At 68.6% G+C, this 17,547-nt stretch carries 17 protein-coding genes; 5 read left to right on the top strand and 12 right to left on the bottom strand.

Features of this window, described 5'->3' with window-relative positions:
* Both A5701_RS25075 and A5701_RS25070 read left to right on the top strand, forming a co-directional pair.
* Window positions 1–464: enoyl-CoA hydratase-related protein (locus A5701_RS25075; protein ID WP_197505062.1), on the top strand; the 464-nt coding region annotated here is incomplete at its 5' end.
* Between the two features lie 102 nt (window positions 465–566).
* A complete protein-coding gene (locus tag A5701_RS25070) occupies window positions 567–857 on the top strand; it encodes a hypothetical protein (RefSeq protein ID WP_156670261.1) in 291 nt (96 codons plus the stop codon).
* Between the two features lie 4 nt (window positions 858–861).
* On the opposite strand, the gene A5701_RS25065 is transcribed toward A5701_RS25070, so the two are convergent.
* From A5701_RS25065 to A5701_RS25020, 10 genes are all read right to left on the bottom strand, one after another.
* On the bottom strand, window positions 862–2,022 hold the full coding sequence (locus A5701_RS25065) for a dihydrolipoamide acetyltransferase family protein (protein WP_067760581.1): 1,161 nt from the start codon (window positions 2,020–2,022) through the stop codon (window positions 862–864).
* A complete protein-coding gene (bkdB, locus tag A5701_RS25060) occupies window positions 2,019–3,065 on the bottom strand; it encodes a 3-methyl-2-oxobutanoate dehydrogenase subunit beta (RefSeq protein WP_067760579.1) in 1,047 nt (348 codons plus the stop codon). The genes A5701_RS25065 and bkdB overlap by 4 nt, the downstream gene beginning before the upstream one ends.
* On the bottom strand, window positions 3,062–4,153 hold the full coding sequence (gene pdhA / locus A5701_RS25055; protein ID WP_067760577.1) for a pyruvate dehydrogenase (acetyl-transferring) E1 component subunit alpha: 1,092 nt from the start codon (window positions 4,151–4,153) through the stop codon (window positions 3,062–3,064). The genes bkdB and pdhA overlap by 4 nt, the downstream gene beginning before the upstream one ends.
* Window positions 4,154–4,418: 265 nt before the next feature.
* Window positions 4,419–5,240: a CoA ester lyase gene (locus A5701_RS25050; protein WP_067760575.1), complete on the bottom strand. Its 822-nt coding sequence runs from the start codon at window positions 5,238–5,240 to the stop codon at window positions 4,419–4,421.
* Window positions 5,237–5,746 carry a MaoC family dehydratase gene (locus A5701_RS25045; protein ID WP_156675552.1) on the bottom strand — a complete coding sequence of 170 codons (510 nt, stop codon included), beginning with the start codon at window positions 5,744–5,746 and terminating at the stop codon, window positions 5,237–5,239. The genes A5701_RS25050 and A5701_RS25045 overlap by 4 nt, the downstream gene beginning before the upstream one ends.
* Window positions 5,728–6,894: an acyl-CoA dehydrogenase family protein gene (locus tag A5701_RS25040; RefSeq protein ID WP_067760571.1), complete on the bottom strand. Its 1,167-nt coding sequence runs from the start codon at window positions 6,892–6,894 to the stop codon at window positions 5,728–5,730. Before A5701_RS25040 ends, A5701_RS25045 begins: the two co-directional genes overlap by 19 nt.
* Window positions 6,891–8,897 (bottom strand): acetyl/propionyl/methylcrotonyl-CoA carboxylase subunit alpha, encoded by a 2,007-nt coding sequence (locus A5701_RS25035; protein WP_067760616.1) that lies wholly within the window; start codon window positions 8,895–8,897, stop codon window positions 6,891–6,893. Before A5701_RS25035 ends, A5701_RS25040 begins: the two co-directional genes overlap by 4 nt.
* A gap of 5 nt (window positions 8,898–8,902) precedes the next feature.
* Entirely contained in the window at window positions 8,903–10,474 is a 1,572-nt protein-coding gene (locus A5701_RS25030; protein ID WP_067760569.1) for a carboxyl transferase domain-containing protein, read from the bottom strand.
* 11 nt (window positions 10,475–10,485) lie between these two features.
* Window positions 10,486–11,136, bottom strand: coding sequence for a CoA transferase subunit B (locus A5701_RS25025; protein ID WP_067760567.1), 651 nt, complete (start codon window positions 11,134–11,136; stop codon window positions 10,486–10,488).
* On the bottom strand, window positions 11,133–11,879 hold the full coding sequence (locus A5701_RS25020) for a CoA transferase subunit A (protein WP_067760614.1): 747 nt from the start codon (window positions 11,877–11,879) through the stop codon (window positions 11,133–11,135). The genes A5701_RS25025 and A5701_RS25020 overlap by 4 nt, the downstream gene beginning before the upstream one ends.
* A 193-nt stretch (window positions 11,880–12,072) precedes the next feature.
* On the opposite strand from A5701_RS25020, the gene A5701_RS25015 reads away from it, so the two are divergent.
* Together A5701_RS25015 and A5701_RS25010 are read left to right on the top strand one after the other, a co-directional pair.
* A complete protein-coding gene (locus A5701_RS25015; protein ID WP_082950206.1) occupies window positions 12,073–12,729 on the top strand; it encodes a TetR/AcrR family transcriptional regulator in 657 nt (218 codons plus the stop codon).
* A 62-nt stretch (window positions 12,730–12,791) separates the two neighbouring features.
* The gene (locus A5701_RS25010; RefSeq protein WP_082950205.1) at window positions 12,792–13,571 is read left to right on the top strand and encodes an MmpS family transport accessory protein; all 780 of its coding nucleotides are present in this window, start codon (window positions 12,792–12,794) and stop codon (window positions 13,569–13,571) included.
* Here the strand turns inward: A5701_RS25010 and A5701_RS25005 are convergent.
* Window positions 13,568–14,917, bottom strand: a complete 1,350-nt coding sequence (locus A5701_RS25005; protein ID WP_067760562.1) for an MFS transporter — start codon at window positions 14,915–14,917, stop codon at window positions 13,568–13,570. The two genes, A5701_RS25010 and A5701_RS25005, sit on opposite strands and share 4 nt — an antisense overlap.
* A gap of 130 nt (window positions 14,918–15,047) precedes the next feature.
* On the opposite strand from A5701_RS25005, the gene cmrA reads away from it, so the two are divergent.
* On the top strand, window positions 15,048–15,854 hold the full coding sequence (cmrA, locus tag A5701_RS25000) for a mycolate reductase (protein WP_067760606.1): 807 nt from the start codon (window positions 15,048–15,050) through the stop codon (window positions 15,852–15,854).
* A 3-nt stretch (window positions 15,855–15,857) separates the two neighbouring features.
* Here cmrA and A5701_RS24995 read toward each other — a convergent pair whose 3' ends face one another.
* Window positions 15,858–17,435 (bottom strand): helicase HerA-like domain-containing protein, encoded by a 1,578-nt coding sequence (locus A5701_RS24995; RefSeq protein ID WP_067760559.1) that lies wholly within the window; start codon window positions 17,433–17,435, stop codon window positions 15,858–15,860.
* Window positions 17,436–17,547: the final 112 nt, after the last annotated feature.

Here is a 17,547-nt window from a genome sequence, read left to right as displayed (position 1 = left end):
CCGTCAACGGCGCGGCCGTCGGCGCGGGTCTGAACCTCGCGTTGGCCGCCGATGTGCGCATCGCGGGCCCGGCGGCCCTGTTCGACGCGCGATTCCAGCAGCTGGGATTGCACCCCGGCGGCGGCGCGACCTGGATGCTGCAGCGGGCGGTGGGCCCCCAGGTCGCACGCGCGGCCTTGCTGTTCGGCATGCGTTTCGACGCCGAGTCCGCGGTGCGCCACGGCTTGGCGCTCGCCGTCGCCGACGATCCGGTTGCCGCGGCCATGGCGTTGGCCGCCGGGCCCGCGGCCGCCCCGCGCGAGGTGGTGCTGGCGACGAAGGCGACGATGCGCGCGACCATCAGCCCGGGATCGCTGGACTACGAGCAGCACGTCTTCGCCATGCGCACGGAGCTCGGCCCGCAGGCGTACTCCATCCAATCGCCGGAATTCGCTCAACGACTGGCCGCGGCGCAACGCCGGTAGCACCGTCGCAGGTTCGCAGGTTGGGATCGGTAGCGACCCGACCAAAGTGTGCTTTGCTACGAAGAGGCCGGCAGACCCGGCGCCCTAGCGAAGGACATGCAAGTGGAGATCAACCGCACCCTCACCCGAATTGCCGCCGGGGCCTTGCTGGTCAGCGGCCTCGCGTCGGCCGGATCAGCTCTGGCCGAAGGGATCGCCCAGGCGCAGCCGGCTCCCGCACCGCAGGTGTACTGGTGCCCGAACCAGCCGTGGAACCCGGCATGGGGCGAGAACAAGTACTGGAATCAATGCTGGGACACCGACAACCCGCCGCACTACCCGCCCCCGCCGCCTTCGCACGCGCCCAGCTTCAACTGCGGCCTGTTCTGGTGCCCCGTACCGCCGCACTCCTGAGCCTTCAGAGGTCGAGCAGCGCGGTCATCGGTGACTCGACCAGATCCCGCAGCTCGGTGACGAACCGGGCCGCCTGTGCGCCGTCGGCCACGCGGTGATCGAAGACGCACGTCAGTGTCATCGTCTGGCGCACCACGACCCGATCATCGACGGCGACGGGGCGCGGTTTGATCGCGCCCATCCCCAGGATCGCCGCTTCTGGGTGGTTGATCACCGGCACGCCGTCGTCGGCGCCGAGCGCCCCGAAGTTGGTGACGGTGAATGTGGAGCCGCGTAACTCCCCCGGCGTCAGCGTGCCCGCCCGCGCGCCGCCGATCAACTCGGCTGCCCGAGTTGCCAGTTCGCGGGTGGTCTTGTCGTGCGCGTCGGTGATCACCGGGACCAGCAGGCCGCGCGGGGTGGCCACTGCGAATCCCAGGTGCACCCGCCGATGGACCCGAATCTGCGGGCCGTCGGGCGAGTCGACCCATGTCGAGTTGACAATCTCGTTGTGCCGCAGCGCAATCAGCAGCAACCGCATCGTCAGGACGAACGGCGTGATCTTCTGGTCCGCCGGCGTTCGGTTCGACAGCCGCATGAGTTCGGTGCAGTCGACCGCGACGCTGACTTTGGCCGCGGGGATCTCCTTGTGCGACAACGTCATCTTCTCGGCCATTCTGGCCTGCACGCCGCGAACCGGCCGAACGTCGGCACCGTTCTGGTCGGCCGCCGCCAGCACGTCCGCCCGGGTGATGATGCTGTCGGGATCGCGCTGCAGCGAGCGCAGGTCGACCATCAGTTCCTTGGCCAGTTTGCGCGCCGGCGGGGCGGCGAGCGGGCGGCCGGTCCGTCGGCTGGCGTCGATGCCGTCGTCCGCCCCGTAACCGACGAGTGTCGGCAGCAGCGCCCCTGCCGTCAGGGGGGTGTCGTTGTTGAGCGGTGTGGTGTCGATGCGAACGAGCACCGCCCCCACGTCGAGCACATCGCCTTCGGCACCGTGCGTTTCGACGATTCGCCCGGCGTAGGGGCTGGGCAGCTCGACCTCGGCCTTGGCGGTTTCCACCGAGCACAACACCTGGTTGAGTTCGACATCGTCGCCCGCGACGACGTTCCAGCGCGTCACGGTCACTTCCTGTAATCCCTCGCCGAGGTCGGGAACCCGGAATTCCCTGATCTCGGCGCTCATGGCATTTCCAGCGCACGCTCGACGCAGTCCAGCAGCCGGTCGGGTCCGGGCAGCCACAGCCGCTCCAGTCGGGCCGGTGGGTACGGAGTGTCAAACCCGCAGGCGCGCAACACCGGCGCCTCGAGCTCGTAGAACATGTCCTCTTGAATCCTGGCGGCCAATCCGGCGCCGTACCCGAGGCTGCGCGGGCCCTCGTGCATCACCACGCAACGCCCCGTCCGGCGAATCGACGCCGCGACGGTGTCGAAGTCCAGGGGAACGAGTGACCGCAGGTCGATGACCTCCAGGCTCCAACCGCGTTGGCGCTGGGCCTCTTCCGCGGCGCCGACCGCGGTGCTGACCAAGCTGCCGTAGGTCACGACGGTGACATCGGAGCCGGGCCGGCGCACCATCGCGCGGCCGATGGCCGGTTCGGGCCGCTCGGTGTCGACCGTGCCGCGCACCTGATAGCGCCGCTTCGGCTCGAGGTACATCACCGGATCCGGGCAGGCGATCGCGTGGCGAAGCAGCCAGTAGGCGTCCGACGGGCTGGAGGGAACCACCACCTTCAGGCCGGCGGTGTGGGCCCAATACGACTCCGTGGAGTCCGAATGATGTTCGGCCGCACCGATTCCGCCGAAGGATGGGATCCGCACGGTCACCGGCATGTTGATCTCGCCGCGGGTGCGGGTGCGGTACTTCGCCAGGTGGCTGACCACCTGATCGAAGGCGGGATAGGAGAAGCCGTCGAACTGAATCTCCGGCACCGGCACGAAGCCGCGGAGCGCCAGCCCCACCGCGATCCCGATGATGGCCGATTCCGCCAGCGGCGTGTCGAAACAGCGTTTCTCGCCGAAGATTTCGGCCAGCCCTTCGGTGACGCGGAACACTCCCCCCTCGACCGAGACGTCCTCACCGAACACCAGCACCCGATCGTCGGCGGCCATCGCGTCGTGCAGCGCACGGTTGAGCGCCTGCACCATGGTCAGCGACTGCGCGACGCCGCGCGCTGGGGCGGCGAGGGTTTCGTCGGAGCTGGCCGGACGGTCCGCGAGCTGCGTCATTCGCGTCTCCCCAGTTCGGTTCGCAACTGTCGGCGTTGCGACTCCAACCCGGGCGTCATCTCGGCGTACACCGTGGTGAACACCTCGTCGATGTCGAAATCGGGTGCGCCGAAGACCGCGTCCCGCAGGTCCGCGCGCATCCGTTTCGCGCGGGCGGCGACTCGGTCTTCCAAGCGGATCGACCACAGGCCCTCGTGCTGAAGGTAGGTGCGATAACGCGGGATCGGGTCGAGTGCGGCCCACCGGTCCACCTCGTCCTGCGTCCGGTAGCGGCTGGGATCGTCGGAAGTGGTGTGCGGTCCGAGCCGGTAGGTGACCGCCTCGATCAGGGTCGGCCCACCGCCGGTCCGGGCGCGGGCGGCCGCCTCGGCCATCACCGCGTAGCAGGCCAGCACGTCGTTGCCGTCCACCCGGATTCCCGGCATGCCGTAGCCGATTGCCTTGTGCGCGATGGACGGTGCCGCGGTCTGTTTGTGGACGGGCATCGAGATCGCCCACTGGTTGTTCTGCACGAAGAACACCGACGGCGTCGCGAACACGGCGGCGAAGTTCAGCGCCTCGTGCACGTCCCCGACGCTGGTGGCGCCGTCACCGAGGAAGGCCACCGTCACCGAATCCTCGCCGAGACGCTGCGCGGCCATCGCGGCGCCGACGGCGTGCAAGGTCTGGGTGCCGATCGGGATCGACGTCGGGGCGCAGCACTTCTTGGTGAATTCCAGTCCGCCATGCCAGGTTCCGCGCCAAACCGCGCCCACGTGAGCGGGCGGGATGCCGCGCACCAGGTACGCGCCGAGCTCCCGGTATTGGGGAAACAGCCAGTCCGTCTTGCGCAGACACGCCGTCGCGCCCACCTGGGCGGCCTCCTGACCGCGGCAGGACGCGAACAGCGCCAGCTCCCCCTGGCGCTTGAGGTTGACGAATTCGGTGTCCAGCTCGCGCGTGACGACCATCATTTCGTAGAGCCAGCACAACGTCTCGGCCGGAAGGTCGCGGCCGTACCGGGGTTCTCGGGTCGGTGTGCCGTCGGCGGCGACGAGTTGCACGGGCTCGAGATCGACGGTCATCGGCAATTGGGGCACCATCGCCATACCGTCTCCCTACCTCGGTGCCGCAGGGCCACAGCAAAAGCTCAGCCGGGACCTACCGCGAGCCGAAGCCGATCGCCAGCTACCCGAAAGGCTTCGCTCGCCGCGACACTGGCGTACCCACCATTATGCGCTCGAATGAGAACAGACCGCGGTGATCGCGAACGTGTCGCGCGCCCAGCGGCAGCACGGCCAGGTGGCGGGTCAGCCGCAGGCTCCAGCCATCAGAGGACTTCCGAATATCGCCGGTGACACTGCTTTCGCGGTTTCAGCCGGCGGCGGACTGCCCCGCCCTGCGCACGAGCATTTCCGCGTGCTTGAGCACCGGCGAGTCCACCATCTGGCCCTCGAACGCGAAAACGCCGCGCTCGGTGCGCGCCGCATCCAATACTCTTCGCGCCCAGTCGAGTTTCTCCTCGCTGGGACGGTAGGCGTCGCGCACGACCGGGATCTGAGTCGGGTGGATGCAGACGGTTCCGTGGAAACCCACGGCGACGGCGTCGGCGGCTTCGGCCCGCAAGCCGTCGACGTCGTGGATGTCCAGATGCACCGCATCCAGGGCGGCCCGGCCGAAGGTGGACGCCGCCAGCAGGACCGTCGACCGGACGTGGCGGGCAAAGTCGCGGTAGGTGCCGTCGGCCAGGCGGCTGGAACTGCCACCCAGGGCCGCGACGAGGTCCTCTGCACCCCACATCATGGCGACGGTCCCCTCCGCGGCGGCGATCTCGGTGCTGAAGACCGCACCGCGGGGCGTCTCGATCAGCGCGATGACGTCGCGCGGCGAAAGCGCCGAAACCTGCGCGGCCGATTCCGTCTTGGACAGCATCACGGTCGTGTAGGGCGTCTCGGCCAGGGCGTCCAGGTCGAGGCCGTGCTCCTCGGTGCCGGCCGCGTTGATCCGCACCACGGTGCGCTCGGGATCCAGCGGGGTCTCGCGCAGCGCCTTGCGCGCGGCGGGCTTGTCCGCCTCGGCCACGCCGTCCTCCAGGTCGAGGATCACCACGTCGGCCGCGGCCGCCGCCTTGGCGAATCGCTCGGGACGGTCCGCCGGGCAGAACAGCCAGCCCGGACCGGCGGCTTGCAGGTTCATCGGGACTCCTCCCCGTCCGGCCGCTTCTGAACCAGCGTCGTCCGCATCGCCCGCGCCACGACGTCACCGTGCTGGTTGCGCCCCGTGTGCTCGAGCGTGACGATCCCTTCCCCTGGCCGGCTCTTCGACTCGCGCTTGCCGGTACATACGGTCTCGGCGTACAGCGTGTCGCCGTGGAAGACTGGTTTGGGGAATGACACCTCGGAAAAGCCCAGGTTGGCGACGATGGTGCCCAGCGTCAGCTGCGACACCGACAACCCGACCAGCGTGGACAGCGTGAACATCGAATTCACCAACCGCTCGCCCCGGAAGCCCGGCTGCTCGGCGGCCCACGCCGCGTCCAGGTGCAGCGACTGGGTGTTCATCGTCAGCGTGGTGAACAAGACGTTGTCGGCCTCGGTGATGGTGCGGCCGGGCCGGTGCAGGTACGTCGTGCCGATCTCGAATTCCTCGAACCACAGTCCGCGCTGGAGGATTGACTTGTCGCTCACGACAGCCCCAGCGATCGCGCGATGAGCATCAACTGAACTTCGGTGGTACCCTCGCCAATCTCGAGGATCTTGCTGTCGCGGTAGTGCCGCGCCACCGGGTACTCATTCATGAAGCCGTATCCGCCGTGAATCTGGGTCGCGTCTCGGGCGTTATCCATGGCCGCTTCCGACGCGATCATCTTCGCGATGGCCGCCTCCTTCTTGAAGGGCTTGCCCGCCAACATCTTTGCCGCCGCGTCGTAGTAAGCAGTGCGGGCGACATGCGCGCGCGCTTCCATCCGGGCGATCTTGAAGCTGATCGCCTGATAGGAGCCGATCGGCTGCCCGAACGATTGGCGCTCCTTGGCATACTTGACGCTCTCGTCGACGCAACCCTGGGCGGCGCCGGTTGCCAGCGCGGCGATCGCGATGCGGCCCTCGTCCAGGATGGACAGGAAGTTGGCGTAGCCGTTGCCGCGGGGACCGAGCAGGTTCTCCTCCGGGACGCGGGCATCGGCGAAGCTCAGCGGATGGGTGTCCGAGGCGTTCCAGCCAACCTTGCTGTAAACCGGTTCGACGGTGAATCCCGATGTGCCATTGGGCACGATGATCGTCGAGATCTCTTTCTTGCCGTCACCGATCGTCCCCGTGACCGCGGTGACGGTGACCAGTTTCGTGATGTCGGTGCCGGAGTTGGTGATGAACTGCTTGGAGCCGTTGATCACCCACTCCCCGTCATCGAGGCGCGCCGTGGTCCGGGTGGCGCCCGCATCGGAACCGGCACCCGGCTCGGTGAGCCCGAACGCGGCCAGCGCCCGGCCGGCCGTCAAGTCCGGCAGCCACTTGCTCTTCTGCTCTTCTGAGCCGAAGCGGTAGATCGGCATCGCGCCGAGGCTGACGCCGGCCTCCAAGGTGATCGCCACCGATTGGTCGACCTTGCCGAGTTCCTCGAGCGCCAGCGACAAGGCGAAGTAGTCGCCCCCCATGCCGCCGTACTCCTCGGGGAACGGCAGGCCGAACAACCCCATCTCGCCCATCTTGGCGACGACTTCGTAGGGGAAGCTGTGCTCCTCATCGTGTTTGGCCGAGACGGGCGCGACCACGGTGCGCGCGAACTCGGCCACCGTGTCGCGCAGATCCTCGTATTCCTTGGGAAGCGTTCCCGCGGCAATGGATGTCGTCATGTTTCGTCCTTACTCGAATCGGCTGCTGCTTCGGGCTCTTCGGGCACCAGCCGGGCCAGTACCTGGTCGACGGTGACTTGATCGCCGACGGACACCAGGAGCTCCACTCGTCCCGAAACCGGCGCGGAGAGCGAGTGTTCCATCTTCATCGCCTCAACGACCACCACGACGTCGCCCTCGGACACCTCGGCACCCGAGGCGGCCTGCACCGCGATCACGCTGCCCGGCATCGGGCTGAGGATCTCGGCCTGCTGCCCACCGGCCGCGCGGTGGATCTTGTGTTCCTCGGCCTCGCGCAGGTGCCACGCTCCGCGATCGTCGGCGATCCACAGGTGTCGGTCGGCCTCCGCCCAGCGATATTCACGGCGCACCCCGTCCAGCGTGACGTCCATGCGGTCCTCGTCGACTTGCGCGGTGGCGGAATGGATCTCGCCCGCACCGACCTGCACCCGGGCGTCGGTGGGTGGCCCCCAAACCGACACGGTGTCGCTGCGCAGCGGCGTCTGCATCTCGGTCCGCACGGGAGCGGGTGCACCCCCGACCCGCCATCCGGTCGGCGCGGCCCAGAGGTTGCCCGCGGCGCGACGGTCCAGCGCCCACTGGCGATAAAGCCCCCCGGCGGCGAGCACGTCGTCGGGGGCGGGCCGCGGCGCGAAGTCCGCTACCCGCTCGTCCAGCAGCGCCGTGTCGAGGTCGCCGGCGCGCACCCGCTCGTCGGCGAGCAGGAACCGAAGGAATTCGATGTTGGTCTGCACGCCCAGGATTGCGGTCTTTGCCAGCGCCGCGTCGAGTTTCGCGAGCGCCTCGTCGCGGTCCTCGCCGTAGGCGATCACCTTGCTCAGCATCGGGTCGTAATCGCTGCCGACCACCGTGCCCGCCAGCAGCGACGAGTCCACCCGCACGCCGGCGCCGGACGGTTCGGATACCTGCAGCACCTGGCCGCCGGTGGGGAGGAATCCCCGGGCGGGATCCTCGGCGTACACCCGGGCCTCGATCGCGTGGCCCCGCAGTTCGATGTCGTCCTGCGCGAACCCCAGCTTCTCGCCCGCGGCCACCCGCAGCTGCCACTCCACCAGGTCCAGGCCGGTAACCGCCTCGGTGACCGGGTGTTCCACCTGCAGGCGGGTGTTCATCTCCATGAAGAAGAACTCGTCCGGCCGGTCGGCGGAGACGATGAACTCCACCGTGCCCGCGCCGACGTAATCGACGCTGCGGGCGGTGTTGCAGGCCGCCGCCCCGATACGCGCGCGTGTCTGCGGGTCGAGCAGGGGCGACGGCGCCTCCTCGATCACCTTCTGGTGGCGCCGCTGCAGGCTGCACTCGCGCTCGCCCAGGTGCACCACGTTGCCGTGCGTGTCGGCGAGCACCTGTACTTCGATATGCCTGGGGCGCAGTACGAATCGCTCCAGAAACAGGGTGTCGTCACCGAACGACGCGGCGGCCTCCCGTCGCGCGCCCACCAGCGCGTCGCGCAGCCGGCTCGGGTCGTCCACCAGGCGCATGCCCTTGCCGCCGCCGCCCGCCGAGGGCTTGATCAAGACCGGATAGCCGACATCTTCGGCGGCCGCCACCAACTCGTCGTCGCTCAGTCCGGGCTTGGCCACGCCGGGAACGACCGGCACGTCGAAGGCGGCTACCGCGTTCTTGGCGGTGATCTTGTCGCCCATCACCTGGATGGCCCGCGCCGGCGGGCCGAGGAACACCACGCCGGCCCGCTCGCAGGCGGCGGCGAATTCGGCGTTTTCGGAGAGGAATCCGTAGCCGGGATGGATCGCCTGGGCGCCGGTGCGCGCCGCCGCGTCGAGCACCTTCCCGATGTCGAGGTAGCTCTCCCGCGCGGCGGCGGGCCCCAGACGAACGGCCGTGTCGGCCTCGAGCACATGGCGGGCGTTGGCGTCGGGGTCGCTGTACACCGCGACCGATCGGATACCCAGCCGGCGCAGGGTGCGCATGACACGGACCGCGATCTCGCCGCGGTTGGCCACCAAGACGGTCTCGAACATGGTCATCACATCCGGAAGACGCCGTAGGAGACCGGATCTAGCGGGGCGTGGGCGCATACCGAAAGGGCCAGCCCGACAACGGTTCTGGTGTCGGCGGGATCGATGATGCCGTCGTCCCACAGGCGGGCGGTCGAATAGTACGGGTTGCCCTGGTCCTCGTATTGCGCGCGGATGGGCGCCTTGAACGCCTCCTCCTCGTCGGGCGGCCACGGTTTACCGGCCGCGGCGAGCTGCTCGCCGCGCACCGTCGCCAGCACCGATGCCGCCTGCTCGCCGCCCATGACCGAGATGCGGGCGTTGGGCCACATCCACAGGAAGCGCGGCGAGTACGCCCGACCGCACATCGAATAGTTGCCCGCGCCATAGGATCCGCCGATCACGACGGTCAGTTTGGGCACCCGGGCGCAGGCCACGGCGGTCACCATCTTGGCGCCGTGCTTGGCGATGCCGCCGGCCTCGTAGTCGCGGCCGACCATGAAACCGGCGATGTTCTGCAGGAACAACAGGGGGATCTTGCGCTTGTCGCACAGCTCGATGAAATGGGCGCCCTTCAAAGCGGATTCGCTGAACAGGACGCCGTTGTTGGCGATGATCCCGACCGGGTGTCCGTGGATGCGGGCGAACGCGGTCATCAGCGTCTTGCCGTAATTGGCCTTGAACTCGCTGAATTCGCCGCCGTCGACCAGCCGAACGACCACCTCGTGCACGTCATAGGGCACCCGCGGATCGGGCGGCACCACGTCGTAGAGCTCGCTCTGCGGATGCTTGGGCTCGACCACGGGCCGGACCTCCCACGTGCCGGGTTCACGGGGGCCGAAGGTCGCGGCGATGGCCCGCACGATGCGCAGCGCGTGCTCGTCGTCGTCGGCGAGGTGGTCGGTGACACCGGAGACCCGCGAGTGCAGGTCGCCGCCGCCGAGTTCCTCGGCCGATACGACCTCGCCGGTGGCGGCCTTCACCAGGGGCGGACCGCCGAGGAAGATCGTCCCCTGCTCGCGCACGATGACGGCCTCGTCGCTCATGGCAGGCACGTAGGCGCCGCCCGCCGTGCACGATCCGAGGACCGCGGCCACTTGGGGAATCTCCTTGGCGCTCATGGTCGCTTGGTTGTAGAAGATCCGGCCGAAATGCTCGCGGTCGGGGAACACCTCGTCCTGGCGGGGCAGGAAGGCGCCCCCGGAGTCCACCAGGTAGATGCACGGCAGGCGATTCTGCAGGGCGACTTCCTGTGCGCGCAGGTGCTTTTTGACGGTCATCGGGTAGTAGGTGCCGCCCTTGACCGTGGCGTCGTTGGCGACGATCACGCACTCGCGCCCCGACACCCGGCCGATCCCGGTGATGATTCCGGCGCCGGGGGATTCGTCGTCGTACATGCCGTTGGCCGCCAGCGGGGCCAACTCCAGGAACGGGCTGCCGGGGTCGAGCAGTCGATCCACCCGTTCGCGCGGCAGTAGCTTGCCGCGGCTGACGTGACGTTCGCGGGCGCGTTCGTTGCCGCCCAGCGCGGCGGCCGCCAGCTTGGCGTTCAACTCGGCTACCAGCCGGCGATGCTCGTCGGCGAACGATGGCGCGGTCATCACTGCTGAACTCACGAATGCCTCCCGGTCCTCGCCAGCACAAGCGGCGGTTCGGTCTTGTCGAGCACCTCGTCGACCGAAACGCCGGGGGCGGTCTCGACCAGGCGCAAACCGTCATCGCATATGTCGATGACGGCCAAGTCGGTGATGATGCGGTTGACACATCCCGCACCCGTCAGCGGAAGGGTGCACCGCTCAACGACTTTCGGGCTGCCGTCGCGGGCCGTGTGCTCCATCATCGCGATCACCTTCCGGGCGCCGTGGACGAGGTCCATGGCGCCGCCCATGCCCTTGACCAGCTTTCCGGGAATCATCCAGTTGGCGAGGTCGCCGGTGGCCGAGACCTGCATGGCCCCCAGCACGGCGACGTCGAGGTGTCCGCCGCGAATGATGCCGAACGAGGCGGAGGAACCGAAGAACGCCGCGCCCGGCATCGTGGTGATCGTCTCCTTACCCGCGTTGATCAGATCCGCGTCGACGTCCTCGGGCTCCGGATACGGGCCCACGCCCAGGATTCCGTTTTCCGAATGTACGACGACGGTGACACCGGCCGGAATGTGGTTGGGCACCAGCGTGGGCATCCCGATGCCGAGGTTGACGTATTGGCCATCCTCGAATTCGGCGGCCACCCGTGCGGCCAGGCCCTGCTTGCTCCAGCTCACGGGCGCACCGTCACCTTCTCGATCGGCTTGGCCGGGTCCGGCACATGCACCACCCGATGCACGAAGACGCCGGGCGTGTGCACCGCGGCGGGGTCGATCTCGCCCGGCTCGACCAGATGCTCGACCTCCGCGATGGTGATCCTGCCGGCCGTGGCGCAGTCGGGGTTGAAGTTCGCCGCGGCCGCCCGGTAGACGAGATTGCCGTGCCGGTCGCCCTTCCAGGCGTGCACCAGCGCGAAGTCGGTGCGGATCGCCCGCTCGAGAACGTAGGTCACGCCGTCGAACTCGCGCGTTTCCTTGGGCGGCGACATCACCGCCACCCCGCCGGAAGCGTCGTAGCGCCACGGCAGGCCGCCGTCGGCGACGGGGGTGCCGACGCCCGCGGGCGTGTAGAACGCAGGGATGCCGGCGCCACCGGCGCGCAACCGCTCCGCGAGCGTGCCCTGCGGGGTGAGCTCCACCTCCAGTTCACCGGCGAGGAACTGGCGGGCGAATTCCCTGTTGTCACCGAAATACGAGGCGACGGCCCGGCGAATTCGCTTGTGGTGCAACAGCGCTTCCAGTCCGACGCCGTAACCGCCGCAGTTGTTGGACACCGTCTCCAGGTCGCGCACGCCGGTCTCGACCAGCGCGGCGATCAACGCCTCGGGGATGCCGCAGAACCCGAAGCCCCCGACCGCCAAAGACGACCCGTCGGTTATGTCGGCAACCGCCTCGGCGGCCGTTGCCACCACCTTGTCCATCGCCGCAGCAGCCTCCTTGCCGTCGGGCGGGGTTTTTGAGTTAATCTCCATTAACTCAGGGTGAGAATACCATCGTCGATCCCCCCGGTCCAGGGACGGCAAGACCGGGCCGTCGCCGTCCATTAGGGCAGGTTAACCGGTCGAAGACTCGTGCTAAGTTAGTGACGATTAACCAACCGGACGGGGGTTCGTCATGACAACGTCCACCTCGGACGGCCAACCCAGCGCGCCGGATGTCCCAAATCGACGCAGCCAGTTGAAATCCGACCGGCGTCTCCAGCTGCTGGCGGCCGCCGAGCGCCTGTTCGCCGAGCGCGGCTTCCTCGCGGTGCGGCTGGAAGACATCGGGGCCGCTGCCGGTGTCAGCGGCCCCGCCATCTACCGGCACTTCCCCAACAAGGAGTCGCTGCTGGTGGAGCTGCTGGTGGGCATCAGCGCCCGCCTGCTCGCGGGCGCTCGCGGCGTGCGGGCTCGCAGCTCCGACGCGGCGACGGCGCTGGACGGGCTGATCGACTTCCACCTGGACTTCGCGTTCGGCGAGCCCGACCTGATCCGCATCCAGGACCGCGACCTCGCGCACCTGCCCGAAGCGGCCGAGAAACAGGTGCGCAAAGCGCAACGCCAATACGTCGAGGTGTGGGTCGGGGTGCTGCGCGAGCTGGACCCCGACCTAGCCGAGGCCGACGCCCGGCTGGCGGCCCACGCGGTCTTCGGCCTCCTCAATTCGACGCCACACAGCATGAAATCCCCCGACATGTCGCGCGGAAAGTCGGCCCGCACCGCGCGGTCGCGCGCCGTGATGCGGGCGATGACCGTCGCCGCGCTGGCCGCCGGGAACCAGTGCCCCTGAGTCACCGCTGTGAGGTGATTCGCCGTTCGTGCGCCCGGCGCAGGTACTCTGCAATCCATGAGGTGGACATGAACGATTCACGTCCCACCGACCGGTTCAGCCCCTCTCTGCCGGGGTCGGGACCGCAGGGCCCGTGGTATCCGCCCGCCGACCCCGCGTACGCCGATCAGGCGCCCTACGCGCCCACCTATGGCGGGCAGGCTCCGCCGTGGGCACCCAACATGAACGAGACCAACACCACCAGAGAGTTGCCGGCGTACTGGCAGCACGAGCTGCCTCCGTCCGGACAACACCCGGGGTCGGCTCCCCCGCCGCCGGATGGCCCGAAACCTCCGCCGCGGTGGCTGTGGATCGTCGCCGGCGCCGCCGTGCTGCTGGTGGTCGCCCTGGTCATTGCCCTGGTGCTGGTGAACGACGCGATCAAGACTCAGACCGCCGTCCCGCCGCTGCCCGCCATGCCGGAGACGACTCCGACGCTGCCGAGCCCGTCCACCCGCACGTCGACGCCGCGCATTCCGGCACCGGTGCCGCCCACCGGCGGCTCCCCGACGCCCACCGAGTCCACCGGCCCGGCCGCGATGCAGGACATCGTCTACAGCGTGGCCGGCGAGGGCAGGGCGATCAGCATCATGTACATCGACACCGGCGACCTGATCCAAACCGAATTCAACGTCGCGCTGCCGTGGACCAAAGAGGTCAGCCTGTCCAAGGCGGCGGTGCACCCGGCCAACGTCACGGTCGTCAACATCGGCCACAACGTCACGTGCTCGGTCACCGTCGACGGTGTCCAGATGAGCAAGCGCGTCGGCGTGGGCCTGACGATCTGCGACTCGAGGAGCTAACCGCCCCCCGACGGTTCGGCCGCGAGGGCGCCGCGGGCCGGAACCCGGACCGCCAGCATGGCCAGCAGACCGGCGAGCAGTACCAGTGAGATGCCGCCCAGCCCGGCGCGCACGGCGCCGAATACGTCCACGAAGACCGAGAACAGCCACGGCGCGACGAACGCGACCGCCCGCCCGGTCATCGTGTACAGGCCGAAGGCGACGCCTTCCCTGCCGTGTTTGGCCATCTGCAGCAGCAGGGCACGCGAGGACGACTGCGACGGCCCGATGAACATGCACAGCAGGAGCCCACAGATCCAGAACGCCACCGAACCGGACAGCAGCATCAGGGTGAGCCCTAAGACGACGATCGCGGCCAGCGAAGTCACGATGACGGGTTTCGACCCGACCCGGTGATCGACGAACCCGCCCAGGACCGCCCCTACCGCCGCCACCACGCTGGCCACCACACCGAACACCAGCACGTCACCCTGCGAGATGCCGTACACGTTGACGCCGAGCACGGCGCCGAACGCGAAGATCGCCGCCAGCCCGTCTCGGAAAAGTGCGCTGGCGAATAGGAAGTAGACCAGATTGCGGTCTCGCCGCCACTCCGCGGAGACCTCGCTCCACAGCTTGCGATAACCACCGAGCATGCTCGTCGGCTCGTAGATCTCGCCCGAGTCGGGAAGCCGATGCGCGACGAACAACAACGGCAAGGCAAAGATCGCCAGCCAGGCCGCCGCGACCAACATCGCCTCGCGGACGTAAAGGCCGTCGTGAATGGGCACCCGCAAGAACCCACGCGTCGCATCCGGCCCGGAGCCCCGCCCGGAGATGAATCCGCTGTAGACCACGAGCAACAGCAGGACGCTGCCGACGTAACCCGCCGCCCAGCCCAGACCCGAAATCCGGCCGGCGGTCTGCGGCGTCGAAAGTTGGCGCAGCATGGCGTTATACGGGACGCTGGCCAGGTCGCTGCAGGCCGCCGTAGCCCCCATCAGCACCAGCCCGGCCCACAGGTAGCCGGGGCGGTCGTGGATGAAGAACATCGCGCACGTCAGCGCGACGGCCAACGCGGTCAACACGCTCAAGGCCACCCGCCGGCGATGTGGGGACTCCACCCACACGCCGACGGCCGGCGCCAGCAGCGCGACCGTCAACCCGGCGATGGCGGCGGCGCGCCCCAACCAGCTTGCCGGCGTGGTGGCGCCGGAGATGCCCACCCCCACGCTGGTGGTCAGATACACCGAGAAGACGAAGGTTGCCACGATCGCGTTCAGGCCGGTGGAGCCGCAATCCCATAGCGCCCACGCCACCACCCGGGACGGCACCGGTGTGAGTGAACGCGACGACGGCTGGCCCATGCCCGGCAGCCTATGTGTTTGGCAGCCGACCCGCCGCGCCCGGCTTCGCCGCGCTCGCGATCGCTGCAATGTGTTTGGCAGCCGACCCGCCGCGCCCGACTTCGCCGCGCTCGCTGTCTACGATTGGCTCATGCCGATCCCCGCGCCCAGCCCAGACGCGCGTGCCGTTGTGACCGGAGCCTCGCAGAACATCGGCGAGGCGCTGGCCACCGAACTGGCCGCGCGCGGACACAGCCTGATCGTCACCGCGCGACGCGAAGACCTGCTCAACGAACTGGCCGCTCGCCTGAGCGACAAGTACCGCGTCACCGTCGACGTGCGCCCCGCCGACCTCGCCGATCCTGGCGAACGGGCGAAATTGTGCGAAGAACTGGCCGCCCGGCCCATTTCGATCCTGTGCGCCAATGCCGGCACCGCGACCTTCGGCCCGGTGGCGACGTTGAATCCCAATGGCGAGAAGGCCCAGCTGCAGCTGAATGTGCTGGGCGTGCACGACCTGACGTTGGCGGTGCTGCCCGGCATGGTCGAGCGCAGGGCCGGCGGGATCCTGATTTCCGGTTCGGCAGCGGGCAATTCGCCGATTCCCTACAACGCCACCTACGCGGCCAGCAAGGCGTTCGCGAACACCTTCAGCGAGTCGCTGCGCGGCGAACTGCGCCACTCGGGCGTGCACGTCACGCTGCTGGCTCCCGGACCCGTGCGCACCGACCTGCCCGACGACGCCGAACGGTCGCTGGTCGAGCGGCTGGTGCCGGAATTCCTGTGGATCTCCACCGAACACACCGCCCAGGTGTCGCTGGATGCCTTGGCGCGCAACAAGATGCGGGTGGTTCCGGGCCTGACGTCGAAGGCGATGTCGGTGGCCAGCGGGTACGCCCCGCGCGCTATCGTCGCGCCCATCGTCGGCAGCTTTTACAAGAAGCTGGGCGGCAGCTAGCCCCTACTTCCGGCGGCGGCGGCCGGTGCCGAAGATGTTTTTGGTGATCTCGCGTATCGCCGTGTTGATGCCGCTTTTCACCGTCGGGTTACTCAGCACCTCCTCCCACATGGCGGGGCCTTTCGGCTCCGCCGGCTGTGGCATCGGCGGCGGCGGCTCGTTCGCCGGGACGGGTGGGTAGTCGGACTGGGCCTGCGGCGGCTGGGCCTGCGGCGGCTGGGCCTGAGGATCCGGCGCACCGGCCTGGGGCTGCGCCGGTTGCTCGATCGTCTGACCGTATTTCTGCTGCAGCGCACTGCTTTTCGCCGTGGCCGCTATCGCGTCGTTTCCAATCGACGCCATCAGCGACCGCGGCACGCGCATGCGGGTCCACGCGACGGGCGTGGGCGCGCCCTTCTCGGACAGCACCGTGACCACGGCCTCCCCGATACCCAGCGACGTCAGCGCCGATTCCAGGTCGTAGACATCGGTTTTCGGATACGTCCGCACGGTCTTGCTCAGCGCCTGTTGATCGTCGGGGGTGAACGCCCGCAGCGCGTGCTGGATCCGGGCGCCGAGCTGGGAGAGCACATCGTTGGGCAGGTCGGTGGGCAGTTGCGTGCAGAAGAACACCCCGACGCCCTTGGAGCGGATCAGCTTGACGGTCTGCTCGACCTGCTCGAGGAACGCCTTGGAGGCGTCGGCGAACAACAGGTGCGCCTCGTCGAAAAAGAAGACCAGCTTGGGCTTGTCGATGTCGCCGACCTCGGGCAGCACCGCGAACAAGTCGGCGAGCACCCACATCAGAAACGTGGAGAAGATGACCGGGCGTAGCGACTGACCGCTGAACTCGAGCAGCGAGATGATGCCGTGACCCTGGTCGTCGACGCGCAGCAAGTCCTGAGGATCGAGCTTCGGCTCGCCGAAAAACGTGTCGCCGCCCTCGCCGGCGAGGTTGACCAGCGCCCGCAGGATGACGCCCGCCGTCGTCGGTGAAACGCCGCCCAGGTCTTTCAGGTCGGCCTTGCCCTCGTCGCTCGCCAGGTGGCTGATCACGCCACGCAGATCACCCAGGGTGACCAGCCGACGGTTCGCCTGCTGGGCCCAGTGAAAGATCAGCCCCAGCGTCGACTCTTGAGTGGCGTTGAGCCCCAACACTTTCGACAGCAGAACCGGACCGAAGCTGGCAACCGTCGCGCGGACCGGCACGCCCAGTCCCCCGGTGCCCAGCGACAAGAACTCCACCGGGAAGCCGGTCGCCGCCCAGTCGTCGCCCGTGTCTTTGGCGCGCGCGGCGGTCTTGTCGTTGGCCTCCCCCGGCCGGGCCAGACCCGACAGGTCGCCCTTGACGTCGGCCATCATCACCGCAACGCCCGCCGCACTGAGTTGTTCGGCGATCAGCTGAAGTGTCTTGGTCTTCCCCGTTCCGGTCGCACCGGCCACCAGGCCGTGCCGGTTGATCGTGGCCAGGGGGATGCGAATCTGCGCCGTCGGGTCGACGGCGCCGTCGACGACGACCGTGCCCAATTCGAGTGCCTGCCCGTCGACGGCGTACCCGTTGGCGATCCGGCGCGCGGGTGTTTCCGCGGATTCGGTGCTCATCGTGGTGCCCCCGTTCCCAGTGCTTCGGCAGGTGGTCCGGCAACGCTCACACTACTTCTCCGGCGCAATTAGGGGCGATGGCCGGCGCGGGCGGCGCGGGAGCCTAGTCTGA

Origin of the sequence: Mycobacterium sp. E3305, assembly GCF_001666785.1 — a bacterium.
Lineage (GTDB): Bacteria > Actinomycetota > Actinomycetes > Mycobacteriales > Mycobacteriaceae > Mycobacterium.
Note: the sequence above shows the minus strand (reverse complement) of the source record. Positions and strands in the feature narration are given on the sequence as shown.

Bases quoted from the DNA above. Each gene is read 5' to 3' on its own strand.
- A5701_RS25020 (WP_067760614.1), bottom strand. From the start codon at position 11,879: ATGGACAAGGTGGTGGCAACGGCCGCCGAGGCGGTTGCCGACATAACC.
- bkdB (WP_067760579.1), bottom strand. From the start codon at position 3,065: ATGACGCAGCTCGCGGACCGTCCGGCCAGCTCCGACGAAACCCTCGCC.
- A5701_RS25015 (WP_082950206.1), top strand. From the start codon at position 12,073: ATGACAACGTCCACCTCGGACGGCCAACCCAGCGCGCCGGATGTCCCA.
- A5701_RS25005 (WP_067760562.1), bottom strand. From the start codon at position 14,917: ATGGGCCAGCCGTCGTCGCGTTCACTCACACCGGTGCCGTCCCGGGTG.
- A5701_RS25035 (WP_067760616.1), bottom strand. From the start codon at position 8,897: ATGTTCGAGACCGTCTTGGTGGCCAACCGCGGCGAGATCGCGGTCCGT.
- A5701_RS25030 (WP_067760569.1), bottom strand. From the start codon at position 10,474: ATGACCGCGCCATCGTTCGCCGACGAGCATCGCCGGCTGGTAGCCGAG.
- cmrA (WP_067760606.1), top strand. From the start codon at position 15,048: ATGCCGATCCCCGCGCCCAGCCCAGACGCGCGTGCCGTTGTGACCGGA.
- A5701_RS24995 (WP_067760559.1), bottom strand. From the start codon at position 17,435: ATGAGCACCGAATCCGCGGAAACACCCGCGCGCCGGATCGCCAACGGG.
- A5701_RS25050 (WP_067760575.1), bottom strand. From the start codon at position 5,240: ATGAACCTGCAAGCCGCCGGTCCGGGCTGGCTGTTCTGCCCGGCGGAC.
- A5701_RS25040 (WP_067760571.1), bottom strand. From the start codon at position 6,894: ATGACGACATCCATTGCCGCGGGAACGCTTCCCAAGGAATACGAGGAT.
- A5701_RS25065 (WP_067760581.1), bottom strand. From the start codon at position 2,022: ATGAGCGCCGAGATCAGGGAATTCCGGGTTCCCGACCTCGGCGAGGGA.
- pdhA (WP_067760577.1), bottom strand. From the start codon at position 4,153: ATGGCGATGGTGCCCCAATTGCCGATGACCGTCGATCTCGAGCCCGTG.